Consider the following 24,296-nt stretch of genomic DNA (forward strand, 5'->3'; position numbering starts at 1 on the left):
TTGGTTGTCTAATAAACGACAGATAACTGCCTGATAGGTCGCCGATACCATCATGCTGCTTGTCTTTTTGCCGCTGTTTGTTTTAGCGCTGGCGTTTGCACTGGGTAGTTTGTCGCCCATTCCTCTAATATGGCTTGATACGGCTGGATAAAGGCCTCTTGGGTAAACCTGCCTTGTGTCACCGCCAACTGGCTACGCTCCTCGCGGTCATAGACTATTTGGGTGAGTGAATAGTCTTGATAGTTTAGGCTTGGCTGGTACACCTGAGCGGCAGCGGCGTTGGCATTATAAATCTCTGGGCGATAGATCTTTTGAAACGTCTCCATAGTGCTAATGGCACTGATCAGCTCAAGGTCGGTATAGTCACTGAGCAAATCACCGGCAAAATAAAACGCTAAAGGCGCCGCGCTACCTTCAGGCATAAAGTAGCGAACGCTCAAGCCCATTTTAAAAAAGTACTCATCGGTCAATGACCCTTTGTTCAATGAGCCACCGTCTTGTCTGTACTCAGTCCCCAAGACAGGATGCTGGTTGCCCGTGCGATAATAAGTCTTGCTGGTCGACACACTCAGGCAAATGACAGGCTGTTTGTTAAATCTTGCGTGGTAAGCGTCTGAGTTCAACAGATGCTGAAACAACTTGCCGTGCAAGTCGCCAAAATCCTCCGGCGGCGGGCACTCAGGGTTTTGAGCGAAATGCGCTGGCAAGACAACACTAAAATCATAATCGCGAACATAAGAAGAAAAGCTGTTGCCAATCATGCCATCGATACGGGTGTTTTCTTTGTGATCGATGATGGTGGTTTGCAATGTCTCGATGACAGGGAAAGTGTTGCCATTGCCTTCCACGTCCAAGTCTGCCGAGATGATGTCGACTTCTACTGAGTAACGGTCGGCATGAGGGTTGTCCCAATGCGCCAAGGCATTAAAACGATTGTTTATCATAGTGAGCGTTTTGCGTAGGTTTTCTTGACGGCTGGCACCGCGCGCCAAGTTGGCAAAGTTGGTCGTCAAACGCGTGCTATCAGCTGGCTGATAGTTTTCATCAAAACGAATACTTGAGATGGAGTAGGTAAATGGTTTAGTCATGATAATTGGCTACCTTTATTTTTTGATATGAATCCAAGGTCTGTATGAGATAAATCATACCCAATCTATTACATGAATAAAAACGATGTTATTTAAATATAAGATGAATTATATTCATCTGTGCTGATTCAGTAAGTGGATAGGAGAAATCGATCACTGGTACCCTCAGCTCAATTGTCTTATTCATCTCTAGGGTGTGTGAAACCTTCAAAAAAGGCACTGCTAATCGCTAAAATGGCTCCAGACAAGTCGCAAAGCGATGATAATGAGATGCCTTAACTAGATTTGTAACGCAGTATATGGGGCAGTTTTAGCATCAGCCTTGAGAGTAGATCGAGCAAAGCACTGCTTTGCCCGTTCACAAGGCGAGAACGATGCTCGAGTGGGGAGCAGGACTCTTTTTTGCCGCTTTATTGGTAAAATAGACACTTAGAACGACTAAAATTAGCCAAGTAAGCCCGACAAAATCCTTATTTAAGTGTGATTATCAGTGCTCGACTGCGGCTTGCCACTTGGCGTCAACCATTTGGCAAACCATCCCGATAGATCATCCATCAATGTATATACCACCGGAATCACTACCAAGCTCAGTAGTGTCGAGGTGACAAGGCCGCCCAATACGGCTGCGGCCATTGGGCGACGGAACGTCGGATCGGCATCGCCCCACCCAAATACCAAAGGCAGCATCCCTGCGCCCATGGCGATGGTCGTCATGATAATTGGGCGCGCACGCTTGCGACAAGCATCAATGATGGCATCAAAACGAGCCAAGCCGCGGCGCTGAGCGATCAAGGCGTAATCCACCAATAAGATAGAGTTTTTGGTAGCGATACCCATGAGCATAATAAAGCCAATCATCGATGGCATCGACAGGCTACTATTGGTAATGACTAAGCCGACAAACGCGCCGCCAATCGAAAGCGGCAACGCCATCAGAATAGTAAAGGGCTGCAATATACGGCCGAATAATAAGATCAGCACGCCCAAAATACAGACCACACCGACCGACATGGCAATGACAAAACCACTAAACAGCTCTGCCATGTTTTCTGCCTGACCTTGGTCAATGATGGTAATCGATGGCGGCAGCGTCTGCATCGCTGGTACCGACTTGACCGCCTGCACCAAGTCGCCAAGCTCACCATCAGAAGGCTGCACAGTAATACTAATAGCGCGCTCGCGATCGAGCCGGTTGATCTGGGCCGGGCCTGTCCCAAAGTTTAGATCGGCCACTTCGCCCACGCGTACCCCTTGTCCTGCAGGCAGCGCGCTTGGCACGTATAGGCCTTCTAATTGGCTGACGTTTTGTTTGGCGACATCAGGCAGTCGCACCACAATAGGAATCTGCCGGGTATCGAGATTAAGCTTAGATAAGCGCTGCTCATAGTCGCCGACCGTTGCCACTCGTAGCGTGGTGGCGATATCTTGCGTGGTGACGCCTTTATCTGCCATCGCCAGTCTGTCAGGCATGACCGTAAGCTCTTGCCGCGGCAGGCTACGGTCACTGGTCACTGCGCCGGCGCTGGGCAGCGCTCGGATTTCAGTCATAATCTGCTGGGCGGTCTGCTCTAGCACCTCTGGATTGGTACTGGTCAAAGAAAAATTGTAGCCTGTCTCGCCGCCGCTCGATAACCCAACGGTAAAGCGTGCCCCAGGTACCTCCGCGAGCAGATGACTGATTTTGCGCTCAATCTCTTGCTTAGAGATACGCTCTGCACGCGGCGCAAGGACGACATCTAGCCCTGCGATATTTTCGGCTTTGCCGCCAGAGCTGGGCTCCATAGCAGCTTGCGCCTCCCCTACCGAGGTAAAGATATTGGTCACTTCAGGCATGGCCAAGATACGCTCACTGGCCATCGCTGCCACGCGCTCGGTATCTTCGAGCGCCACATCTGGCGTCAGCTCTATCTCAACACGCGTCTGATCGATATCATTGTCAGGAATAAAGGAGGTCGGTAGCAACTTCACCAAAGCCAACGACGCCACAAACAATACTAAAGTCGCTCCCATCGTTATCCAACGATGGCGCAGCGTCCATGCAACCACTTTAAGATACCAATCCATCAGCGCGCTTTGTTTTTCCACGCGCTTTTTTTCTGGCCGCAGTACGTAAGCTGCCATCATCGGCGTGATCAGTCGCGCTACCATCAAGGACGCAAATATCGACAAAGCCGCTGTCCAGCCAAACTGACGGAAGAACTGCCCAACAATACCGCCCATAAAGGCCGTCGGCAAAAATACAGCAATCAAGGTAAAGGTAGTAGCAACGACTGCCAGACCAATCTCATCAGCCGCTTCCATCGCCGCCTCATAAGGTGTCTTGCCCATACGCAGATGACGAATGATGTTTTCGACCTCTACGATGGCATCATCGACCAACACCCCAATCACCAATGACAATGCCAATAAGGAAATAATATTGAGACTAAAGCCAAACAGATACATGCCCAAAAAGGTAGGAATAACGGACAATGGCAACGCCACAGCTGCGACAATGGTCGCACGGATATTGCGCAAAAATAAAAACACCACCACGACGGCCAATAGTCCGCCTTCTATCAGCATACGCAGTGATGCTTGATAATCCTCGGCGATAGGCGTGGCACGATCATAGACTTTTTCGATACTGATATTGCCCGTATCGGCCGCCAGTTTGGCAAGCTCGGCATCGACACGCTCCATGACCTCGACCTCACTGGCACCGCGCGAGCGGGTGATGTTAAACGCCACCACCGTCTGCCCATCGAGCTTAGCAATCGAACTTGGGTCAGCAGCACCATCGGTGATTTGCGCCATACGTCCAAGCGCTTGCGTGCCACCAGTCGGCACGGCCACTTGTAGGTCGTTTAAGTCGCTTGCGCGCTCGACCGCCCCAAGCACGCGAATGGTTTGGGTGGTTTTACCGACCTCGGCTTCACCGCCTGAGCTGTCCTGCTGAATCCCAGCGATTTGCTGCGATAGCTGAGAGATAGGAAAATTTAAACCACTGAGCGCAATCGGGTCTGCTGCCACGGTGATCTCACGCTGCAGGCCACCGATACGGCCAACGGTACTGACACCAGGGATGTCTGATAAACGCTTGGTGACCGTATCATCAACGAACCAAGACAGATCTGCCACATTCATGTTTTCTGCGGCGACAGAATAAGTCACCACCGGAAACCCTGCGGTTGAGACCTTAGTGATAATAGGATCATTGGCCGCGGCTGGCAGATCCCCTCGCACCTCACCGACGGCTGAGCGCACATCATCGACCGCTTCTTGGATGTCTTTTTCTAGGACAAACTCAGTGACCATGGTGGCAGCGCCGGTTTGTAGGGTGGTGCGAATATGCTTGACACCTTCGATACTGGTCAGCTTATTTTCGACTTTTTTGGCAATGTCGTTTTCGAGTTGGGTAGGTGCCGCGCCAGGCAGGGTGACGGTCACCACCACGGCAGGCAAATCAATGTCAGGGAACTGCTGCACCTTCATTTGCATAAAGCCATAGATACCGCCCAACGTCAGCAGTACAAACAGCAAAATAGCGACCAACGGATTTCTAATCGAATAAGCAGATACATTTAGGCTCATGAGCGCGCCTGCGAAGCTGTATCAGCGTTATCATCGTATTGGTTCAGACCATCGACGATGCGCACCAAGTCGCCATCATTTAAAAAACTACCGCCTTGCTTGACGATTTGACTGTCGCTCGGCAATGGCTCAGTGACCGCAACATTATCGCCGAGACGCTCACCCAAACTCACACGCTGCTGCTTGATACGGCCTGTTTTTTGCGCTGCGTGGTCGGTGCGAATTTGTGTGACCATCATCACATAGTCATAGCCATCATTGCTCACCACCGCACTGTTAGGAACGGTTTGGGTGTTGCTGCTACCCAATAAAAACTCGCCCGTTTGATACATGCCAGCGCGTACTTTTGCGTTGGCCGCTAGGCTAGCATAGATGGTGATTTGGCGATTGTTGTCCGCTGTCGGCGCGATGCGACTGACTTGCCCCATTACAGAGTCGCCTCCTGGCAGGCTGACACGCACAGGCGTGCCAATACTGACTTCCTCAATAAGCTTTGGATCGATATCTGCGCGCCACTCTAATACCCCGCCTTTTATGATGGTAAATAGCGGTTCACCGCCTGCGACCATGCCGACCTCCACCATTTTGTCACTGATGACGCCGCTGACTGGCGCGACGACCTTAGCATTATCCAAGGTCAAACGCTGACTGTTTAGCCGCGCTTTTGCCGCCTGCAAAGACGCTCTAGCACGCACCTCAGAGGTGCGATAGCGATCGGCTTCTTGCCTACTAATGGCATCGATGTCTATCAAGGGTAAGACCCGTGCGGCATCGGCACTGGCATTGGCAAGGGTGGCTTCGGCTTCGGCCACGTCGGCTTCGGCTTGCAATACCTGCTGCTCCATCGCATCGGTATCAAACACCGCCAGCACTTGGCCTGCTTTGACACGATCGCCCTCCTCCACCAAGACGCGCTCGACAGCCACGCCATTGACTTTGGCACTGACATTGGCCGTGTCTTTGGCACTAATCGTACCGTCGGCGCTCAAGGTATTGCCAATCGTATCTTGGCTGGGCATTACTGTCTCAACCGATAGCACCGCCTGCGCGTCACTGGCCGCCTTATCCCCTACCTCATTGCTTGACGCGTTAGGCGCAGTGGGAGTATCCGTCGCCGCCGTCTTATCAGCGCCCCAATATCTCCCCAACAAGACACCTAATACCAGTACCACCACCAGTACCGGCCACAGCCATAAAGGCAGCTTTGCTGAAACGGTTGCGGGCGTACTGGGCTGACGGTACGGCGGTAGCTCTGTCTCGTTTACGGGTTTTGGGTGCGTCTTGTCAGAATCATTCATGGGTAGTCTCTATCAATACAAGCCATCATAAGATAAAACAGGGCGAGCAATGATGATTGCGCTACTTACTCATAACCTACTGTTTTTTAGTATAGTAATTTATAAAACCATTAAGAATAACATAATTTTGTTATTCTCTTATTGCTCGCTGTCTTAAAGCCTTCAGCTGTAAAGTCCTCAGTTTAAAACACTTCAGGCAACTCAACCAGCTCAAGCATTGGTATAACGGCTGGCCTCCGGCATCCAGCGATGTATCAGCTGACTGACATCGGCTTTGCGCGCAGGATCTGCAATCAGATGCTTGGCCAAGCGCTGCGCAATGGCAAATAACTGCTCATCGCGAATCAAATCAGCCAAATAATAGCCGACATTGCCTGTTTGTCGTTTGCCCAGCAGCTCGCCTGGTCCGCGCAGCTCCAAGTCTTTTTGGGCAATGACAAAACCATCAGTGCTATCTCGCAGCACATTTAGCCGCTCAGTGCCCGTCTCTGATAAAGGCTTTTGATACAGTAGGACGCAAAAGCTCTTGGTAGAGCCACGTCCAACGCGGCCGCGCAACTGATGCAGCTGTGATAGACCCAGACGTTCAGCATTTTCGATGACCATCAGCGAGGCATTGGGCACATCGACGCCGACTTCGATGACAGTGGTGGCAATCAATAAATCAAGATTGCCTGCTTTAAACTCCTGCATGATGGCTTGCTTATCAGCAGGTTTCATTTTGCCATGCACCAGCCCGATACGAATATCTAAGCGTGCACTTAAATCCTCAAACGTCGCTTCTGCCGCTTGCGCATCAAGCACGCTCGACTCCTCTACCAACGAGCATACCCAATACGCCTGCCTACCTGCAGCACAGTTCACCGCAATACGCTCAATCACTTCATCACGGCGATTACGGTCAATCGTCACGGTGGTGATGGGCGTACGTCCCGGTGGCAGCTCATCGATAATAGAGGTATCCATATCACCATAGACACTCATCGCCAGCGTACGCGGAATAGGAGTCGCGGTCATGATCAGCTGATGCGGCGTACTGCCTGCCACGCCTTTATTAGTGAGCGCCATACGCTGCTCAACGCCGAAACGATGCTGCTCATCGATAATGACCAAGCCCAGTTTGGCAAATTGCACTTGCTCCTGAAACAGCGCATGAGTACCGACCACCACTTGCACGGTGTTTTCACTTACCGCCGCTAGCGCTTCGCGGCGCTGCTTGGCGGTTTGCTTGCCCGCCAGCCAGCCCACACCGATGCCTAATGGCTCAAACCACTGCTTAAAGTTTAACAGATGCTGCTCTGCTAAAATCTCGGTCGGTGCCATGACTGCCACCTGCCAGCCACTATCGAGCGCATAGCCCGCCGCGCCTGCGGCAACCAATGTCTTGCCAGCGCCCACATCGCCCTGTACCAGTCTGAGCATGGGGATCGACGTTGCCATATCTGTGGTAATGTCTGTGAGCACGCGCCGCTGCGCACCGGTCAAATCAAACGGCAACGCGGCAAACAGCTTGTCAGCCAAAGGGCTGTGAGCGGCACACTTGGGCGCTTTGTACTGATGCAACTGCTGGCGACGATATAGCAAACTTAACTGATGGGCGGTCAACTCCTCAATGATAAGGCGCTGACAAGCCGCGTGGCTACGAGCGCTGAGCTGAGTCAGCAGCTGATATTGCTGTCTGGCATCGGTATAAGTGGGCGGGGTATGTAGCAGGACCAATGCTTCAAATATCGTCAAGTTATAGACATTATTATTGGCCGTACTAGCAGCGCTGCTGGACTCATCGGCACCATGAGCTAGAGTATGATCTGGCACACGCCGCGCAAGCGTTGAAAATATATCGTCTGGATAGTCGATCTCTGCGGTCACTGCCGGTTTTGGCGCAAAAGGCACCAATGGCAAATCTGCCACTACCGCAAAATCCGCTGGCGTAAATAGCGTCATCGGCAGACCTTGGCTGCGCACCGTCTGGAGAGCCAGCTTAATCAAAGTGCGCAATTTGTTTTGATGCAAGCCTTTGACAGTAGGATAAATGGGTTGCAGGCCGGTATTGGTGATGGCAGTACTATCAGTTAGCACCTGATATTCAGGATGGTGCATCTGCTTGCCATAGCGGCTGACTTTGACCTCACCAAACAGTTGCAGCCGCGTACCTACACTCATGGTCTGAGCAAGACCACGATAGACCTTAAAAAATCGCAGAGAAATCGTGCCTGTATCATCATCGACAATGACGGTCATGCCATTTCGTTTGGTATCGACATGCACCACACGTCCCGTAATCAACGCCGCTTGCCCGTGCTCCACGTCAGCGATGGCCACCAAGCGACTACGATCTTCATAATCGCGCGGCAGATGGAGCAGCAGATCAAATATCCGCTTGATATTCAACTGTGCCAACTGCGCAGCGACCTTTGTCCCAACACCCGCCAGCGCAGTCACTGGCATATCTAATGGCGAGCCTGCGCCTGCTGGCCGTGCAGGTGCGGTAAAATGACTGAGGGACTGATTGGCGGATGTGGTCATCGAAGATCCTAACAATTTTTTATTTCCATCGACAAAAGCGAGTATTATCATCACACTATAAATCACTGGCTGACTTTATTATAACTGACAACACCATCGATTATGCCAAGCGATTTGATAACACGGTATCTAGCAGTCGACCCTTTCTAACAATGACATAGCGTTCCTGATATAAACTTTACTTGCGTACTGCATGCCTTCGATTCAGTCGCGCGCTTACACAGATAACCACTTTATTTTGAACTGACTAGGGCGTGTCGTGCGCACGTGCTGCAAAAAGATGCCTAATATGATAAAAGCACCACAATTGATACATTGCAGTGCTTTTTATTCATTTATCTATCGTTAATACACTATAAAAATGACTATATAAATAATGTGATGCCATGACTTAACGAGCAGTCATATCATCATCGCCGGCTGCGAGGCTACTTGACGCGTGCACGGTATTTTACTGCCACGGTGTCATTGAGCCCGACGCCCTGCAAATCCCAGCGTACGGCTTTGTAGTGCTTGAGATCGACATCGACCAGTTGATTGTCTACGCGAGTACGCAGCGGCATGCGAGCAAAGGTGTTGCCATCGACACTACCGTATGGAAAATCAGGCGCTACTGTACGCAGCAGCTCGACCTGCTCAGGTATAGTCATGGTCACGGTCATCTTACGCACGCGGTCAGAGTTGGTATTGGTAAAGTACCCTTGATACTCCAGCACATTGCCTGACTGCAGCCGGGTGTTGGCGTTGACTGGTACCAGCACTTCTTCGCCATTGGCATCGACACTGACCAAAGAGGCGGTGATTTTACTAGTGACTGCTTGAGCGCTTGAGTTACCCGCATTGCTAGTACTCGTTTGCACCGCAGCTGAAGCGTCTACCGTCTGCTCTGGCGTTGGCAACATGGCCGAGGCTTGCGTGACGACCATTGCGCCGATAAGCGTACCGGCAACAACGTGAAATAAGCGATGTCCGCTCCATGCGCTAAATGGACTGGCAAAGTGGTTGGTTTTTTTCATGGTGTTCATTATCCCTCGTTGATATATCGATAAAACGCCGCGCTACCGCTTCACTATCGGTATGACGCTCGCTCATCTTTTGATGTGCGCGTGGCTCTCCGGCATTGGGCAGTATATAGTCAGTTCAAAACAAAACTGTCATAAGTTCCAAAGCGCTACTGGGATGAATTTTTCGCAGCCTCTGTGTATACAGCACGCAAGGAAAATTTATACCAGTAGCGCTATAACATTTTTAAATTGAATCTACTATAGTTGCATGCCAAAGGCGGCATTTATTTTTCTTGATTATCTTCGTTCGCGGTCTGTAAAGCAATAGCGTTTAGCATAGCAAAAACCCTATAGCTGTACATAAGCCCCGTGTTGCGGTTGTGTATATAGTGCATCGGCTCTGAAAATGATGAACACCACTGAAATAAAAGATGGCTCATAACGGCGTTTTTTGCTATGGTAATTCTTTAGCGATCGGCTTGTTTGCCGCGCCTTTTTTATTCTAACCACAACTGCCCCTATTATGACTACTAGCGCCATGCCACAGATCAATCCTGAATACGTTCATTGGTTTCGCAACTCAGCCCCTTACATCAATACGCATCGCGGCAAAACGTTCGTGATTATGTTTGGTGGTGAAGCGGTCAACCATCCAAATTTTAGCACCCTAATCCATGACTTTGCCTTACTCCATAGCTTAGGTATCAAGCTGGTGCTGGTGCATGGATCTAGGCCACAAATCGAAAAAAACTTAAAAGACGCCGCCATCACCTCGCCCCTGCATCAAGATATTCGTGTCACGCCGCGAGAAGCGATGCCGGCCATCTTACAGGCGGTCGGTGCCATCCGCCTACAGATCGAAGCGCAGCTATCGATGGGCTTGGCCAACTCGCCCATGTACGGCTCTCGTATCGATGCGATTTCTGGCAACTTTGTCACAGCGCGGCCTTATGGCGTTCGTGATGGCGTCGACTACCAAATGACAGGCGAAGTACGCTCGATCGATGTTGAAGCCATCAAAAACAATCTGCTCCACGACCATATCGTGATATTGGGCTCGATGGGCTACTCAGCGACAGGCGAAGTGTTTAATTTGCTCGCCGAAGACGTGGCGCTTAGCACCGCAGTGAGCTTGGGTGCCGATAAGCTTATTTTCTTAGGCGAAGAAGCCGGCATCAATGACAATGATCGCTTGCTACGAGAGATGATTCCAAACGAAGTCGATCGCTTCTTACGCGACCGCGACCTAAACTGTGAGATCAATTATTTCTTACACTGTGCCAGTGTGGCTTGCCGCCAAGGTGTCCATCGCACGCACATCATCTCATACGCCAAAAACGGCGCACTCCTCGAAGAGCTATTCACCCGTGATGGCTCTGGCACCCTAATCAGCCACGACCCTTATGAAGAAATCCGCCACGCCAACATCGATGACGTGGTCGGCCTGCTCGAGCTTTTGACGCCACTCGAAGAGCAAGGCATCTTGGTGGCTCGCTCGCGTGAGCGCCTCGAGCAAGAAATCGACAACTACAGCGTCATCGAGCGTGATGGCATGATTTTAGGCTGCGCCGCTTTATACCCACTCGATGACGACTCAGCAGAGGTCGCTTGCGTCGCCGTCCATGCCGAATACCGTAACGGCAGCCGCGGCAATGATTTGCTGGCATTTATCGAGCAGCAAGCACGTAGCCATGGCCTACACAAGCTCTTTGTTTTGACGACTCGCACCGCCCATTGGTTTGTCGAGCACGGTTTTGCCGAAGTCGATGCCAGCGCCCTGCCCGCTGCGCGCCGCGAAAAGTACAACAACGGTCGTAACTCTAAGGTCTTTCAAAAAACCTTATAATCTAGGCAGGCTTTAGTCAACCGCCGCGCCAAACCAAAAAAGCCCTCATTTATAAATGAGGGCTTTTTTATCAACGCTAAAAATTGGTAAGGTAGCTTTTTAGTTGGTCACTGATACTTTATCAATGTCGCTTTATAAATGGCACTTTATAAGTAATGCCTTATAAATGACACCTGCTAGAGACAATCTCGCACAGGTATCAGCCTATCAATGTCAAACATAACACTAAAAGCAATGAGTGGCCCTAATGCATTATTTTACGTTTAATAGCTCAACCGTAAAGATAAGCGTACTGTTTGGCTCGATACCCGCGTTACCCGCTTCACCATACGCGATGTCAGATGGGATATAAAACTCGTATTTGCCGCCCTCTTTCATCAGCTGCAGACCTTCTGTCCAGCCCGCGATGACTTGATTGAGTGGGAACTCAATTGGCTCGCCGCGCTCGTATGAGCTATCAAATACTGTACCGTCGATCAGCTTACCTTCGTAATTGACTTCGACCACATCGGTGGCTTTTGGTGATTTGCCTGTACCTGCTTCGATGACCTTGTACTGCAGACCAGAAGAGGTTTCTTTTACGCCTTCTTTCTTAGCGTTTTCTGCTAAGAAGGCTTCGCCTGCCGCTTTGTTTTCTGTGGCTTTGGCTTCCATGTCTTTAACAAATTTTTCTTCTTGCTCTTTTTGATAATCCATCAAGACTTGTTGCATCTGCTCTTGGGTCAGTGCTGAGTCGTTGCCTTCATAGCCATCGCGAAAGCCTTGCTCAAAAGTATCAAGATTTAGATCACCGACCGCTTCTTTGTTACCTTCGGCCATCATATAACCCAAGCTATAGCCTACTTTTTCGTTCGCCGAGCTTTGCTCAGTGATTGAGATGCTTTGCGCCGCGGTTTCTTGATTGCCGTTATTGGTGCTACAGCCTGTAACTAACAACATAGCGCTAGCAAGTGCACCAACGCTTAAGGTAGTGATTTTTTTCATAAAGTACTCTCAAATTGTAAGAATAGTGGCAAGATGTCACATGTTCCTATGATAGCAAATCTTGGTTTTAGGAGCCATGTTTGGCAAAAAATTATCGGGCGAATGTACAGTCTGTGTTAATATTTCCTGTCACGATAACAAGTTATCACACAAATACAGTAACACGTTAAGCTTTCTATCTTTAAATCCCCTAATACATCAGCTAAGCTGAATGAGTTCAGGTGATAAGTAACCGAGTGTAACTCTTTATCATGGATGATATGACATTGGTGGTATAGCAATTAGCACAAGATAAGCCGATGTTTTTTCGATGAATTTTTACACTTAAAAATTATAATATCACCGCATAACTGACTTAAAAAATATTTATCATAACCATCTATGTTGGTTTCGCTCGCTGATAGCAGTACCTAGCCTATCATTCGGCGGCTTTTATATGATGATTAAAGGAGGATAAGATGAATCCAATGTTTGCGTCTTTTAACGGTTATCTGGGTGGGCCTATTGGTTCCATCATTGGGGCCATTTTGATATTTATTATTGGTTGGCTTGTCGCACTGGGTATCGCGGCTTTGGTTCGCAATGTACTATCTAAGGTGAATCTCAACCAACGCATGAATTCTTCAACCGGCAAAACCTACGATTTAGAAGGCATCATCTCTAAAATCGTATTTTGGTTTATCTTTATCATCGCCATTTCTGGAGCGTTGAACCAATTGAATCTAAACTCCATTTCGACACCATTTGCCAATATGGTCAATCAAGTGCTGGCCTTTATCCCTAATCTGATCGGCGCTATCGCTGTTGGGGTGATCGGTTGGGTCGTCGCCACTGTGGCACGTACCGCTATCAATGCCGCCCTTGCTAAAACCTCGATGGATGAACGCCTAAGTGCACAAGCAGGCGTAAAACCCATGAGCAGCACGATAGCCGATATGGTTTATTGGTTCATCTTATTGGTGGTATTGACCATGGTACTCGGTCAATTAGAGCTTGATGGTTTGTTTGCGCCATTGACCAACATGGTTGATAAAATCTTTAGCTTTATCCCTAACATCATCATTGCTGGCGTGGTTTTTGTCGTCGGCTACATCATTGCAAAAGTGGTGCGCGGTATCGTCACCAATCTTGTGTCTACCTTTAATATACAAGAGCTGGCCTCAAAAGCAGGCTTAAGCGAAAAAAACAGCCTACCGAATATTGCAGGGTCTTTGGCATTTTTAGTGGTGATTATCCCGACGATTATCGCGGCCTTAAACGCTTTAAAAATCGAAGTAATTTCGCGCCCAGCGACCAATATGCTAAACAAAATCATGGAAGCGTTGCCAAACATCTTTATGGCAGCGGCTATCTTAGTGGTGACGTTTTATGTGGTGCGTATGGTTGCCAATATCATCAAAGGTTTGATTGAAAACACAGAGATCAATCAGATACCTGCCAAGGTTGGCCTACAAGAAACCATGGGTGATAAGAAAGTCTCTGATCTTGTCGGTTATGCCATTGTCTTTTTTGCCATGTTATTTGCCGCTATCGCTGCCGCTGATTTATTAGGCTTTGAGCCAATCTCAGCCATCATCGCGATGTTTATCGCCTTTGGTGCCAACATTATCTTGGGCGCGATTATTCTGTTCATCGGCTTTTGGCTTGCCAACATCATCGCGGGTGTGGTGGAGCGCTCTGAGCAAGGCTCACAGTTCTTAGCAAACATCGTGCGCGTCTTAATCATGGGTCTCGTACTTGCTATGGGTCTAAAAGCGATGGGCATTGCTGACTCTATCGTCAACCTAGCCTTTGGTCTGACACTAGGCGCAGTTGCCGTGGCCTTTGCTCTCTCGTTCGGTCTAGGTGGTCAAGAAGCAGCCGCTCGCTTCTTACGTAAAATGCAAGACAAAATGGACAAAGAGCAAGATGAAGCCAAAGCCAAGGCTACACTACAGCCGAGTGCATCGACTCGTGAGAAGTTTGCTGATGCTGTCCGCGAAAACACCCCATCAGCGGCAACGAAGACCACTGATACTCACACTGATGTCGTCGATACCACTCGCGTCGATACCGATGCTATCGACACCGCTGATATCGATAACGATGTTACCGATGGTAGTATCACTGATGCAGATATCGACAATAACAACTTGCTACCAGGTAGCGGTCTAAACGACGATATCAATAATAAGTAATTTGCTCTCGAAATATGTATTCTTGAGATAAATTCATCAGTTGTATGCTCGCTTAAACAAAAAAAGACAGCTTAGGCTGTCTTTTTTTGTGGGCATAAATGTGTGTTTTATACCTATCAGTCGCTATCAATAGTGCTATTTATTACTTTTACGCGCCGGAATGGTGAGGTTCAAGCGAACTTGTGGCAGGGCTTCTGCTGAATGGCCGTTATCCGCAGAAGTGCCTGCCACTGGCACTTTATATTTTGACAATTTCGGTTTTGGCACTTTTTGCTGTTGCAGCTGTTGTATCTGCTTGGTGAGTTGGCGCTCACGCTGGGTCATGGTCGCAACGGGTTGAATCCACAAATCAATATCGATAAAGGTTTCTTGCCCTTCATTGATAAATTCCACCCCCAAAATAATGACATGATGCAGCGCTGCTATCGGTAAGCGCGTGGCCACATCTTGAGCAATTTTTGCCAAGTTTGGCTGAATGGCTTGTTTGCTATGCTGCCCTTCCTGATTTTGGCCATAAAATATCAGCACATAATGCCGACCCAGACTCTCATACGAGTGCTGATGTACCACGTAACCGGCGCTTTTTAGGCTGTCTGGTTGCTTTGGATGTCGGTATAAAGTGCGTACCAGCTCATGACGTGAAAACAATGACTCGTCGAGTAGCTGCTGCTGCCAATATAAAAAATCAACCTCTGAGGACATTTGGGCGCTATTGCTCAGTCGCTCATCTCGGCACATCGCTATCATCTGGCCGCTTAGCTGTGACCATAGTGTGGCAGCTTGTGCCATGTGCTGCTGATACATCTGCGCTGTCGTACTTTGATTTTTGTGCGCCAGCGTCATGGCGATCAACGCCGCATTGGGCGCATCTTGCACGCCCGCTTTTATAAGGGCATTATCAATGGTGATGGCATGAGTAAATACAGACGGGCTGTACAAAAACTGAGTGACCAAATCTGCCACCCTTTCAAAATGTGCGTGCTGATCGCTAAGTGACTGCTGGAGCTGCTGTAAATAATAGCGCAAAAACCGCCATAGCTCACAAGGCGTCTGTAGCGTTGACGACAGCTTCTGCCAGTCAACATGACTGAAGATTTGTAGCGGCCGCGGTTCACCACTCATATCGATGACCAAATCTTCCATAAAATAAGCAGTATCAAAATGATGCGTCAGGCGATTTGCTAAGCGCTGTTGCGGTGAGAGTGTCGGTATATCAGCGCTCATCTCTGTCTCATCGAAAAAGACGATATCAAAGACCAATACATCGCGGCGGCTTTTCTTGTCATGATTTTGATTATCGCTTTGATTATCGCTTTGACCGTTATCGCTTCGATCATGCTTATGTTGATTGTCCTTGCTATCCGCGACGCAAGAAGTCTTATACCATGCCAGCACTGCCTTTAGCGTCGCCGTTCGCGCCGACTTAATAGTCTTTGCGCTACTATGTCTTGGTAGATACAGTGTCAGATCCAACCGTTGCAACCGCCCAAGCGGCAGCTGATAGCAGGATTGCCGCGCGTCATAGTAGGCGTTATATTGACGCGTCACTGCCTGCATATCGCCAACGCTTACGCCTGCCGCTGCGCCCTGCAGGTAGCAAGCCAGATCCTAGGTTATGTCAGTCAAATCAGCCACCGTTTCAACCTTTTATGATTATGGCGTGTTCAACACGCCCTAAATATTATGAAAAATTAAACGACATAAGCGTCATGAGACACAGTCGCTTTCACCGCAATGAGTTGTTATGATGATATCAGCACAGCAGCGCTTACGTGCATCTTTCTATAGTTTAGGGATTTGACGAGATGAGCCAGACGCGACTCGATACAGCTGATGGTCTTTTATCCCCTCAGCATCTGTCACATCTGACACCTCAAGGATACTCGGCTCACACCGCCCATGACTGTCATATAATAACAAGGATTGAATACCATGAAACGCTTTAAAGAAAAAACCGTCATCGTCACAGGCGCAGGCTCAGGTATTGGCCGGGCGACTGCTATACGTTTTGCCCAAGAAGGTGCCAATGTCGTCTTGGTCGGTCGTACCGCTGAAACCTTAGAAGAGACTGCAAAAGAGTTTCCACAAGACCGTACGTGGATTCATACCGATAACTATCTGACCATCACTTGTGATATCAGCATACAAAGCCAAGTACAAGAGATGATCAAACGCGCCGTCGATAAGTTTGAACAGATTGATATTTTGGTCAATAACGCTGGCAAAGCCATGCAAGGGAAAATCACTGACTTGTCAGCCGAAGACTGGCGAGCTGCCATCGATGTCAATCTAAATGGTACGTTTTATGTCTCGCAAGCCGCCATGCCGCATCTGATTGCGACCAAGGGCAACATCGTCAATGTCTCCTCGCTCTCAGGGGTCGGCGGCGACTGGAACATGGCCGCTTATAACGCTGCTAAAGCCGGAGTGACCAACCTCACCCGCACGCTAGCCTTAGACCATGGGCCAGATGGCGTGCGGGTCAATGCGGTCAATCCCAGCGTTACCAAAACTGACATGAGCAGCGCCATTCAAAACAACGACAATAAAACCGATAAGTTTTTGGCGCGCTGTCCACTCGGCCGCTTAGCGACACCAAACGATATTGCTGCCGCCATTACTTTTTTGGCCAGTCACGACGCGGCGATGATTACGGGGGTCAACTTACCCGTCGATGGCGGCGTCAGTGCCTCAAACGGCCAGCCACAGTTTTGATCCAGCCATCAATCAAACACCATCAAACCTCATAATTACTGATACCTCGCTCGCTAATAGCCAGCGGCCCCTGTCTTTCTCATAAAAACCAGCCCCTGATATCATCAAATATCAGGGGCTGGTTTTATATAAAACCTCAAAGCCTGCGCGGCGCATAAAACCCATAGCGCTTAATCTGTCGCGCGATTGATGTCTTGCAGAGGCTGCGACAAGCGCTCAGGATGTCTGGGCACCACCCCTTTGTACTGCGCATAAATTTTTGGCAAATCAGCGTCGATATCGCCACTCGGATAAATGGGCGACATAAAACGTATCTCTTTGGTTTTATAATCCATCGCCACTGGCAATATAGGCACGCCCGCACCCATTGCCAAGTAATAAAATCCCGACTTCCAGCCTTTGGTGTACTGGCGCGTGCCCTCTGGTGCCAAACCCAAAAACAGTGGCTGACCAGTTTTAAACTTATCGATACTCGCTTGTAGTACCGAGCCTTTGTTGCCCCGATCAATCGGAATCACACCTATCCAATTTAACAACTGGGCAAATACAGGCCGCTTAAATAAAGTGTGTTTGCCCATGATACTGATCTTTAGATCCAGTGCAAACAGACTAGGAATCGCATAAATCCCGTCGACATTAGAAGTGTGAGGCAGCGCCAACACTACTGCTTGTGAGATATTTGGAATCTCACCTACTGTACGCCAGCCAGACGCTTTGAGTAAGGCGGATGCAATCTTGGACGCAAGCTTGCTGCCACGTCTTGGTACCAAATCACCGATGTCCTTTTTCTTCAGCTTAGGTAGTTGGGAAGATGCTCTAACAGAGCGTGTTGTCTTGGATGTCATAACGGCACCGCTTTATAAAGTAAGAGATTATTATCATACCACTAACCCAGCTCGACCAGACTCAATTTTGCAGCGTGCTAGGACACAGTCTATACAGAGATATCGGCTAAGTTGCCCTTATTCTCAAGCCAAGACTTGCGATCAGACGCGCGTTTTTTGGCCAACAGCATATCCATGACGCCATTCGTCAAGGTCATATCATCCATATCTAACTGTATCAGACGACGAGTATCACGATTCATAGTGGTTTCACGCAGTTGCTCAGCACTCATCTCACCCAACCCTTTAAACCGTGTGATTTGAGGTTTTTTATTACCGGGTACATTGGCCAAGATATGTTCAAGTTCTGCCTCGTCTAGTGCATAGTGTACCGCTTTGCCCACGTCCACTCGGTACAGTGGCGGCATTGCGACAAACAAATGCCCAGCATCAACCAGTGCTGGAAAGTGTTTGACAAACAACGCACAAATCAGCGTCGCAATATGTAAGCCATCAGAGTCGGCATCGGCGAGGATACATATTTTGTCATAACGCAGCTCGGATAAATCATCCGAAGCAGGATCGACACCAATAGCGATGGCGATATCATGAATCTCTTGGCTCGACAGCACCGTATCTGATGACACTTCCCATGTATTTAGAATCTTACCACGCAGCGGCAATATCGCTTGATAATGTCGATCACGTGCTTGCTTAGCGGAGCCGCCCGCTGAGTCCCCTTCTACTAAGAATAGCTCGGCGCCATCACGCAGATCACCTCGGCAGTCGGCCAGTTTTCCCGGTAGTGCAGGCCCTTGGGTGATTTTTTTGCGAGCCACTTTTTTCGCAGACTTTAGGCGACGACCAGCCTTATTTATGGCCAGCTCTGCAATCTGAGTACCCATATCGGCGTGCTGGTTTAGCCACAAGCTAAAAGCATCTTTTGCCAAAGTCTGAACCGCTCCAGCAGCTTCACGACTGGATAGACGTTCTTTGGTCTGGCCCGAAAACTGCGGCTCTGAAAATTTAAGGGACAAGATATAATTGACCCCATCCCAGACGTCTTCCGCTGTCAGTTTCACATTTCGTGGTAGCAGATTATGAATATCACAAAACTCACGCAGCGCCTCTAAGATACCAGTACGCAGGCCATTGACATGCGTGCCGCCTTGCGCAGTTGGAATCAAGTTGACATAGCTCTCTTGTATCGGCGTACCACCCTCAGGCAGCCACGATAAAGCAAAGGTAATACCCGCGCGCTCGCCGTCTTTTGCCTCATGATTATAATAAAATGGCTCAGGTGGCAGGGTCTCAAGTCCATCTAGCTGCTCACTGAGGTACTCAACCACCCCATCGGTAAACTGCCAGACGACTTTTTCGTCATTGATATCATCGACAAACTCAATCGTCAGACCAGCGGCCAATACCGCCTTGGCTTTTAGGTTATGCTTGAGCTGTTTGACATTGAATTTCGGCGTATCAAAAAAACTGCCATCGGCCCAAAACTGCACCCGAGTACCGCGTTTGCGTTTATTGGAGCTGACAGATTTAGTCAACGGCGTCACCGCTGCGCCATTTTCAAACGCCATCGCAAACTGCGTACTATCGCGCCATACTGTGACCTCAACGCGTGTTGATAGCGCATTGACCACAGAGATACCGACACCGTGCAACCCGCCCGACACCTCATAATTGGAGGTCGAAAACTTACCGCCTGCGTGTAGACGCGTCAAAATCAGCTCAATACCTGACTGACCAAACTCAGGATGGATATCGGTTGGCATACCGCGGCCATCATCTTCGACCGATAGCGATCCGTCGCTATGCAGCTGTACTTTGATGGTTTTGGCATACCCTGCCAGCGCTTCATCGACGGAGTTATCGATGACTTCTTGGGCCAAATGATTGGGACGGGTAGTGTCAGTATACATCCCGGGGCGACGGCGTACCGGCTCCAGCCCTTCTAAAACTTCTAACGATTGCGCATTATATTGACTCACAAATGCATCCTTAACTGTTTATATACGATGAATTCTATACAACCATTATAACGAAAAATAACGCCATTAAGGTCAATACTCAGTCGCTCACGTCAGATAATGTCGTCTCTTTAAACCAAGCGACCTTTGACCAATTGCTGTATGACCTCGATGACTTTGGGCAATTGTGTTTTAAAATCACTAAAGCGATGATCGCCGCCTTTTTGCATATTGACCGTCGCTCCTTGCTCCCTATAGAAGCTGGCAGAAAGACTGCTATTGAGCAACTCATCACCCTCTTTGATTAGCGCGACTACTCTTTTAGGATAGTTAAGGTTCGATAGCTGATGGCACGCAAACCACTCCAAATCAGCATTCGTGATGCGCCAACCACCCAAAGTGGTGTATAGCACCTCGGATGCCTCGCCCTTCGCACCGTCATCCTTAGTCTCAGCGTTATACTTAAATCGCTGCAGTGTCTGATGCGGCTGTATACTAGGGTTTAATAAAAGCGCCGGACAGCCGGTATGGTTACTGAGCAACGTAGCAAAATACCCGCCTAATGAACTACCGACCAAGACCGTATCTTGACCATAAGGGTTTTTGCTTGCCACACTATCGATTAACGACAGCATCTGGTCAAACACTTGATCTGGCGTCTTATTTAGATCAGGGCGTAACACCTTGATATCAGGATCATACTGGCGACAATACTCCTCTAATAGCGAGCCTTTTATAGAATTGGCATCACTGTCTAAGCCATGGATATAAATAATATTCACGTATCATCTCACTTATTGGTTTTGTTAAGATGGTTTTATCTCGATAATAAAAACCCAGCATAGCACTGCCGCAAGCAAAACAATAACACTAAAACGGCACACTATTATTCAGTATTTGCACCATAATAACAGTATCTGACTATACGACGATATAAGTAAAAGGACTAACGACAATAGCAATGGAGCTGCCATGAATCAGCAGTTTGAACTGTTCGAGATTGCCAATCCCTGTATTGGTGTCTGTCAAAGCAATAAAAAAGGCTATTGCTTTGGCTGTCTGCGTAGTCGTACAGAGCGTCAGCTATGGCATGATATGACAACAGAACAGCGCCGTGAAGTACTACGACTGGTCAATGGGCGCAGACAGCGTATCGAGCAGATGCGCCAGCGCAAAAACGAGCAGCTAGGCTTTGATTTTAACGAAGTGGCTGAGACAGGAGAGCTGTTTTAATCAATGAAAAATAGTTAATATGCGTTTAATAACGACTCAAACTATTATAGACGAACTACATAGTCGCTATTGAATTTTATATCCACATCTTCAAATATATACGAGTAGTCATTAAAAATGTAGGAGAGTACAATGGATAACAGCCCAACAAATAGCGTAAAAGACACCGTCACTCACTCACGTCAAATCGAGCAGCTACACGCTGGGGTTGATACCCAAGACGGTGCTGGCGTTAAATTAACTCGCGTGCTCACCCAGCAGCTGCAACAGCGCCTTGATCCTTATCTGATGCTTGATAACTTTAAAAGTGACAATCCAGACGATTATGTCGCTGGGTTCCCAAACCATCCGCATCGTGGCTTTGAGACTATTACCTATATGATTACGGGACGTATGCGCCATCGTGATAGCGCCGGCAACGAAGGGTTATTACAAAATGGCGGCGTGCAGTGGATGACGGCAGCTAGCGGCGTGATCCATTCGGAGCTGCCGGAACAAGAAGACGGTGCGATGGAAGGTTTTCAGCTGTGGCTTAATCTACCAGCCAAAGACAAAATGAACGACCCTTGGTATAAAGACTTCCAAAGTGAGGACTTGCCTAAATACACCACCGAAGATGGCGTAGACGTCACGGTAATTGCAGGTACATCGCACGGCGTAGAAGGTGCAGTCACCCGCGATATCACTGAGCCGACGTACTTGGATATCCATCTACCAGCAGGCACGAGCTTCAGCCAAGCCATTCCGGCTGATCACAACGCGTTTGCCTTTGTGTATCGCGGTACGGTAAATATCGAAGGCGAAACCGTGCCGACTAAGACCATGGCTATCTTAAAAAATGACAAAGATGCCGATGGCGTAACTATTACCGCTGATAGTAGTGAGGATACCAAAGTGATTTTAATGACTGGTCGTCCACTACGCGAGCCGATTGTGCAATACGGCCCTTTTGTCATGAACAGTCAGCAAGAAATCATGCAAGCCGTCACTGATTTCCAAAGTAGCAAGTTTGGTGAAGGGGCTTAGTTGTTAGTCTAGTTAGTTAGATACTTTATTACATGCTAAAGCCCGTATTAGTTCGCTAATATGGGCTTTTTTATAGAGAGACTATTACTCTAAGAGCTTAGCTACTAGCTCTGAACCTTTAGCAACTTGATCAGTTGCCCCAAGAGCATTAAATTCATTTAGAACGCAATCCAATGACTCTTGAAGAATTTCATTTGTCAATTCAACTGAAGGGATAGCACCTAGTTTTTCACTTATATTTTTTTTACCACCAACGTACTTTATACTGACAACCATAGCTACATAAAATTTTATATTAGTAATAGTTTTTCGCTCCAGCTCTCTTCCACAATTCTCAGGTTTCAAAAAGTTTTCTACGGCCTTCATAATCTGAATAGCTTTGAGATATATATCAATAGGAAGATCTAGACTGAATATACGCTTATATTCCGTATCCGAATTTATTAACGTTGAAGGCCTAGCTCTCGCACTATCAGGCTTAAGTAAAGTTATTGCCATCATCGTCTGAGCCATATATGGAATGCTAATGATTTTAGATACAGGCATGCCCTGATTTTTATAGTAATTTTTTTTACGATCATAATAATAGTCATTTGCTTTAAGAAAATCCTCAATGTTTCGATGTATATCATCTGAACTTCTTAAGGAAGCTGGAGGAATAGACGTCTGACTATTTGTTGCACGTATAATTCTATCTCTAGCATCTTCATCTTCTTCACAAATGACTCGAACTAATACAGCCCTATCATCTCCCGTATGATCATCCAACTGTGAGAAATGCTGATATATTTCATGGGATGTTTGCAAACCATTAACTATTTGAGGGTCTTCAATTGTAAGCTGCTTCCCCGCCATAACTGCTTTGGGTGTTATAATCGTTACTCCATTATTCAAATACCAAAAATTCTCAGAATTAACGTTCGACAAAGTATTGCGTATACCTGTATTAACAACAACACTACCTTGGTAATCTCGTACATTTGACTCAAATATACTACGAACTAATGATCCTGTATCTGATATAAACTCGTAATACTTGGATAAATTAACTAAACAAAGATAGCTTCCCGCTGTTGTACCTATAGGTGACTCAGCTAATTCTAGGTTTCTAGATGTTGAGGGTACATTACGGGTCATCTCCAATAATTTAGTGGCGCCAACAAACTCAAAAGAAAACTTGGCACCACTAAAAAGTTTAGAAATATCCTCACGTAGCTTGTTAACTTTACCATTTACATTAGGATGAACTTCATCGCCTTGATTCGCATAGAAGTAGCTAACTTCAATTACAGGAAATGTTTTCGCTAATTTAGAATATGATTCTCTAAATAATTTTATTTTGTCAATCAAATCAGCACTGTATCTTGAAGAAAATTCATCAGGGTCATTAGATAAGTTAAATAAATCCTGAGCGGACTCTCTAAATTTTATAATTGCATCTTCTTTGAAATTTGCTGAAGTTTTAGATTGAATTAAAATAAGTTCAATATGATTTTTCTTCTGGTTAGAATTTATGTCTGTGTCTTCTTTGAGTTGTTCTCCATTTATAAATGTGTATATTGAATCAATACCACCATCACCACCTTTCCCTACTATTCCATAATCAATATCATCATATGTTAAATCATAATCTTTTAATATTTCTGAAGCTGAATAGATCTCGAAATAATCAGGTAATGATATTTCATCCCCCGATTCAGCACATCTCTCTTTTAATATTTGCTCAAGTATAATTTGATCATTAGTCTTCTGAACCATGTTTCTCTTTAACCTTAAGATAAATAGTTTTATTTTTTAAGTATAGATATTTTATTGATAATCGAATCTACCACTAATATTAGGAACTAACAATTTAAAAATAGCGAAAAGTAAAATCCTGCCTTCTTTAATACCAATGAATAATAAGAGTCATCTTAAATTTAATAAAACCCACGCAAAAAAAAAGCCCCCTTCTACTCACGTAGAAGGGGGCTTTTTAGGAATAGGGAGCTGACGATGACCTACTCTCACATGGCCGGAGCCA

At 47.5% G+C, this 24,296-nt stretch carries 16 protein-coding genes; 5 read left to right on the plus strand and 11 right to left on the minus strand.

Annotated elements, in window-relative coordinates; translation table 11 throughout:
• Positions 1–50: 50 nt before the first annotated feature.
• The 5 genes from J3491_RS09965 to J3491_RS09985 form a co-directional block, all read right to left on the minus strand.
• Positions 51–1,088, minus strand: coding sequence for a DUF1852 domain-containing protein (locus tag J3491_RS09965; RefSeq protein ID WP_100750118.1), 1,038 nt, complete (start codon positions 1,086–1,088; stop codon positions 51–53).
• Positions 1,089–1,562: 474 nt separating this feature from the next.
• Complete coding sequence (locus J3491_RS09970; protein WP_207970096.1) at positions 1,563–4,661, minus strand: efflux RND transporter permease subunit; 3,099 nt, start codon at positions 4,659–4,661, stop codon at positions 1,563–1,565.
• Complete coding sequence (locus tag J3491_RS09975) at positions 4,658–5,959, minus strand: efflux RND transporter periplasmic adaptor subunit (RefSeq protein ID WP_207970097.1); 1,302 nt, start codon at positions 5,957–5,959, stop codon at positions 4,658–4,660. The genes J3491_RS09970 and J3491_RS09975 overlap by 4 nt, the downstream gene beginning before the upstream one ends.
• Before the next feature lie 210 nt (positions 5,960–6,169).
• Positions 6,170–8,485, minus strand: a complete 2,316-nt coding sequence (gene recG / locus J3491_RS09980) for an ATP-dependent DNA helicase RecG (protein ID WP_424108360.1) — start codon at positions 8,483–8,485, stop codon at positions 6,170–6,172.
• 428 nt (positions 8,486–8,913) lie between these two features.
• Positions 8,914–9,510: a hypothetical protein gene (locus J3491_RS09985; protein ID WP_243456325.1), complete on the minus strand. Its 597-nt coding sequence runs from the start codon at positions 9,508–9,510 to the stop codon at positions 8,914–8,916.
• A 502-nt stretch (positions 9,511–10,012) separates the two neighbouring features.
• Here J3491_RS09985 and argA point away from each other — a divergent pair.
• Positions 10,013–11,335: an amino-acid N-acetyltransferase gene (argA, locus tag J3491_RS09990; RefSeq protein ID WP_075102463.1), complete on the plus strand. Its 1,323-nt coding sequence runs from the start codon at positions 10,013–10,015 to the stop codon at positions 11,333–11,335.
• Positions 11,336–11,587: 252 nt separating this feature from the next.
• Here the strand turns inward: argA and bamJ are convergent, their stop codons facing one another.
• The gene (gene bamJ, locus J3491_RS09995; protein WP_075102462.1) at positions 11,588–12,319 is read right to left on the minus strand and encodes a BamJ family beta-barrel-assembly machinery protein; all 732 of its coding nucleotides are present in this window, start codon (positions 12,317–12,319) and stop codon (positions 11,588–11,590) included.
• 458 nt (positions 12,320–12,777) lie between these two features.
• Here bamJ and J3491_RS10000 point away from each other — a divergent pair, with 458 nt between their 5' ends.
• Positions 12,778–14,496 (plus strand): mechanosensitive ion channel, encoded by a 1,719-nt coding sequence (locus J3491_RS10000; RefSeq protein WP_207970098.1) that lies wholly within the window; start codon positions 12,778–12,780, stop codon positions 14,494–14,496.
• A 135-nt stretch (positions 14,497–14,631) separates the two neighbouring features.
• On the opposite strand, the gene J3491_RS10005 is transcribed toward J3491_RS10000, so the two are convergent.
• On the minus strand, positions 14,632–16,053 hold the full coding sequence (locus J3491_RS10005; protein ID WP_207970099.1) for a hypothetical protein: 1,422 nt from the start codon (positions 16,051–16,053) through the stop codon (positions 14,632–14,634).
• Between the two features lie 375 nt (positions 16,054–16,428).
• Between J3491_RS10005 and budC the strand changes: the two genes are divergently transcribed.
• Complete coding sequence (budC, locus tag J3491_RS10010) at positions 16,429–17,211, plus strand: meso-2,3-butanediol dehydrogenase (RefSeq protein ID WP_075102459.1); 783 nt, start codon at positions 16,429–16,431, stop codon at positions 17,209–17,211.
• 170 nt (positions 17,212–17,381) lie between these two features.
• Here the strand turns inward: budC and J3491_RS10015 are convergent, their stop codons facing one another.
• The 3 genes from J3491_RS10015 to J3491_RS10025 all read right to left on the minus strand — a co-directional run bounded on the left by J3491_RS10015 (position 17,382) and on the right by J3491_RS10025 (position 20,796).
• A complete protein-coding gene (locus J3491_RS10015) occupies positions 17,382–18,056 on the minus strand; it encodes a lysophospholipid acyltransferase family protein (RefSeq protein ID WP_207970100.1) in 675 nt (224 codons plus the stop codon).
• An 89-nt stretch (positions 18,057–18,145) separates the two neighbouring features.
• A complete protein-coding gene (parE, locus tag J3491_RS10020) occupies positions 18,146–20,035 on the minus strand; it encodes a DNA topoisomerase IV subunit B (RefSeq protein WP_207970101.1) in 1,890 nt (629 codons plus the stop codon).
• A gap of 110 nt (positions 20,036–20,145) precedes the next feature.
• The gene (locus tag J3491_RS10025) at positions 20,146–20,796 is read right to left on the minus strand and encodes a YqiA/YcfP family alpha/beta fold hydrolase (RefSeq protein ID WP_207970102.1); all 651 of its coding nucleotides are present in this window, start codon (positions 20,794–20,796) and stop codon (positions 20,146–20,148) included.
• Positions 20,797–20,986: 190 nt separating this feature from the next.
• On the opposite strand from J3491_RS10025, the gene J3491_RS10030 reads away from it, so the two are divergent.
• On the plus strand, positions 20,987–21,247 hold the full coding sequence (locus J3491_RS10030; protein ID WP_075102455.1) for a DUF1289 domain-containing protein: 261 nt from the start codon (positions 20,987–20,989) through the stop codon (positions 21,245–21,247).
• Positions 21,248–21,379: 132 nt separating this feature from the next.
• Positions 21,380–22,273 carry a pirin family protein gene (locus tag J3491_RS10035; protein WP_207970103.1) on the plus strand — a complete coding sequence of 298 codons (894 nt, stop codon included), beginning with the start codon at positions 21,380–21,382 and terminating at the stop codon, positions 22,271–22,273.
• Positions 22,274–22,357: 84 nt separating this feature from the next.
• Here J3491_RS10035 and J3491_RS10040 read toward each other — a convergent pair whose 3' ends face one another.
• Positions 22,358–24,031 (minus strand): AIPR family protein, encoded by a 1,674-nt coding sequence (locus J3491_RS10040; RefSeq protein ID WP_207970104.1) that lies wholly within the window; start codon positions 24,029–24,031, stop codon positions 22,358–22,360.
• Positions 24,032–24,296 lie beyond the last annotated feature (265 nt).

It is taken from the genome of Psychrobacter halodurans (genome assembly GCF_017498075.1).
Lineage (GTDB): Bacteria > Pseudomonadota > Gammaproteobacteria > Pseudomonadales > Moraxellaceae > Psychrobacter > Psychrobacter celer.

What these genes read in the sequence shown, in the direction of transcription:
- J3491_RS09965 (WP_100750118.1), bottom strand. Translation starts at nt 1,088, where the DNA reads ATGACTAAACCATTTACCTACTCCATCTCAAGTATTCGTTTTGATGAA.
- J3491_RS09970 (WP_207970096.1), bottom strand. Translation starts at nt 4,661, where the DNA reads ATGAGCCTAAATGTATCTGCTTATTCGATTAGAAATCCGTTGGTCGCT.
- J3491_RS09975 (WP_207970097.1), bottom strand. Translation starts at nt 5,959, where the DNA reads ATGAATGATTCTGACAAGACGCACCCAAAACCCGTAAACGAGACAGAG.
- recG (WP_424108360.1), bottom strand. Translation starts at nt 8,485, where the DNA reads ATGACCACATCCGCCAATCAGTCCCTCAGTCATTTTACCGCACCTGCA.
- J3491_RS09985 (WP_243456325.1), bottom strand. Translation starts at nt 9,510, where the DNA reads ATGAACACCATGAAAAAAACCAACCACTTTGCCAGTCCATTTAGCGCA.
- argA (WP_075102463.1), top strand. Translation starts at nt 10,013, where the DNA reads ATGACTACTAGCGCCATGCCACAGATCAATCCTGAATACGTTCATTGG.
- bamJ (WP_075102462.1), bottom strand. Translation starts at nt 12,319, where the DNA reads ATGAAAAAAATCACTACCTTAAGCGTTGGTGCACTTGCTAGCGCTATG.
- J3491_RS10000 (WP_207970098.1), top strand. Translation starts at nt 12,778, where the DNA reads ATGAATCCAATGTTTGCGTCTTTTAACGGTTATCTGGGTGGGCCTATT.
- J3491_RS10005 (WP_207970099.1), bottom strand. Translation starts at nt 16,053, where the DNA reads ATGCAGGCAGTGACGCGTCAATATAACGCCTACTATGACGCGCGGCAA.
- budC (WP_075102459.1), top strand. Translation starts at nt 16,429, where the DNA reads ATGAAACGCTTTAAAGAAAAAACCGTCATCGTCACAGGCGCAGGCTCA.
- J3491_RS10015 (WP_207970100.1), bottom strand. Translation starts at nt 18,056, where the DNA reads ATGACATCCAAGACAACACGCTCTGTTAGAGCATCTTCCCAACTACCT.
- J3491_RS10030 (WP_075102455.1), top strand. Translation starts at nt 20,987, where the DNA reads ATGAATCAGCAGTTTGAACTGTTCGAGATTGCCAATCCCTGTATTGGT.
- J3491_RS10035 (WP_207970103.1), top strand. Translation starts at nt 21,380, where the DNA reads ATGGATAACAGCCCAACAAATAGCGTAAAAGACACCGTCACTCACTCA.
- J3491_RS10040 (WP_207970104.1), bottom strand. Translation starts at nt 24,031, where the DNA reads ATGGTTCAGAAGACTAATGATCAAATTATACTTGAGCAAATATTAAAA.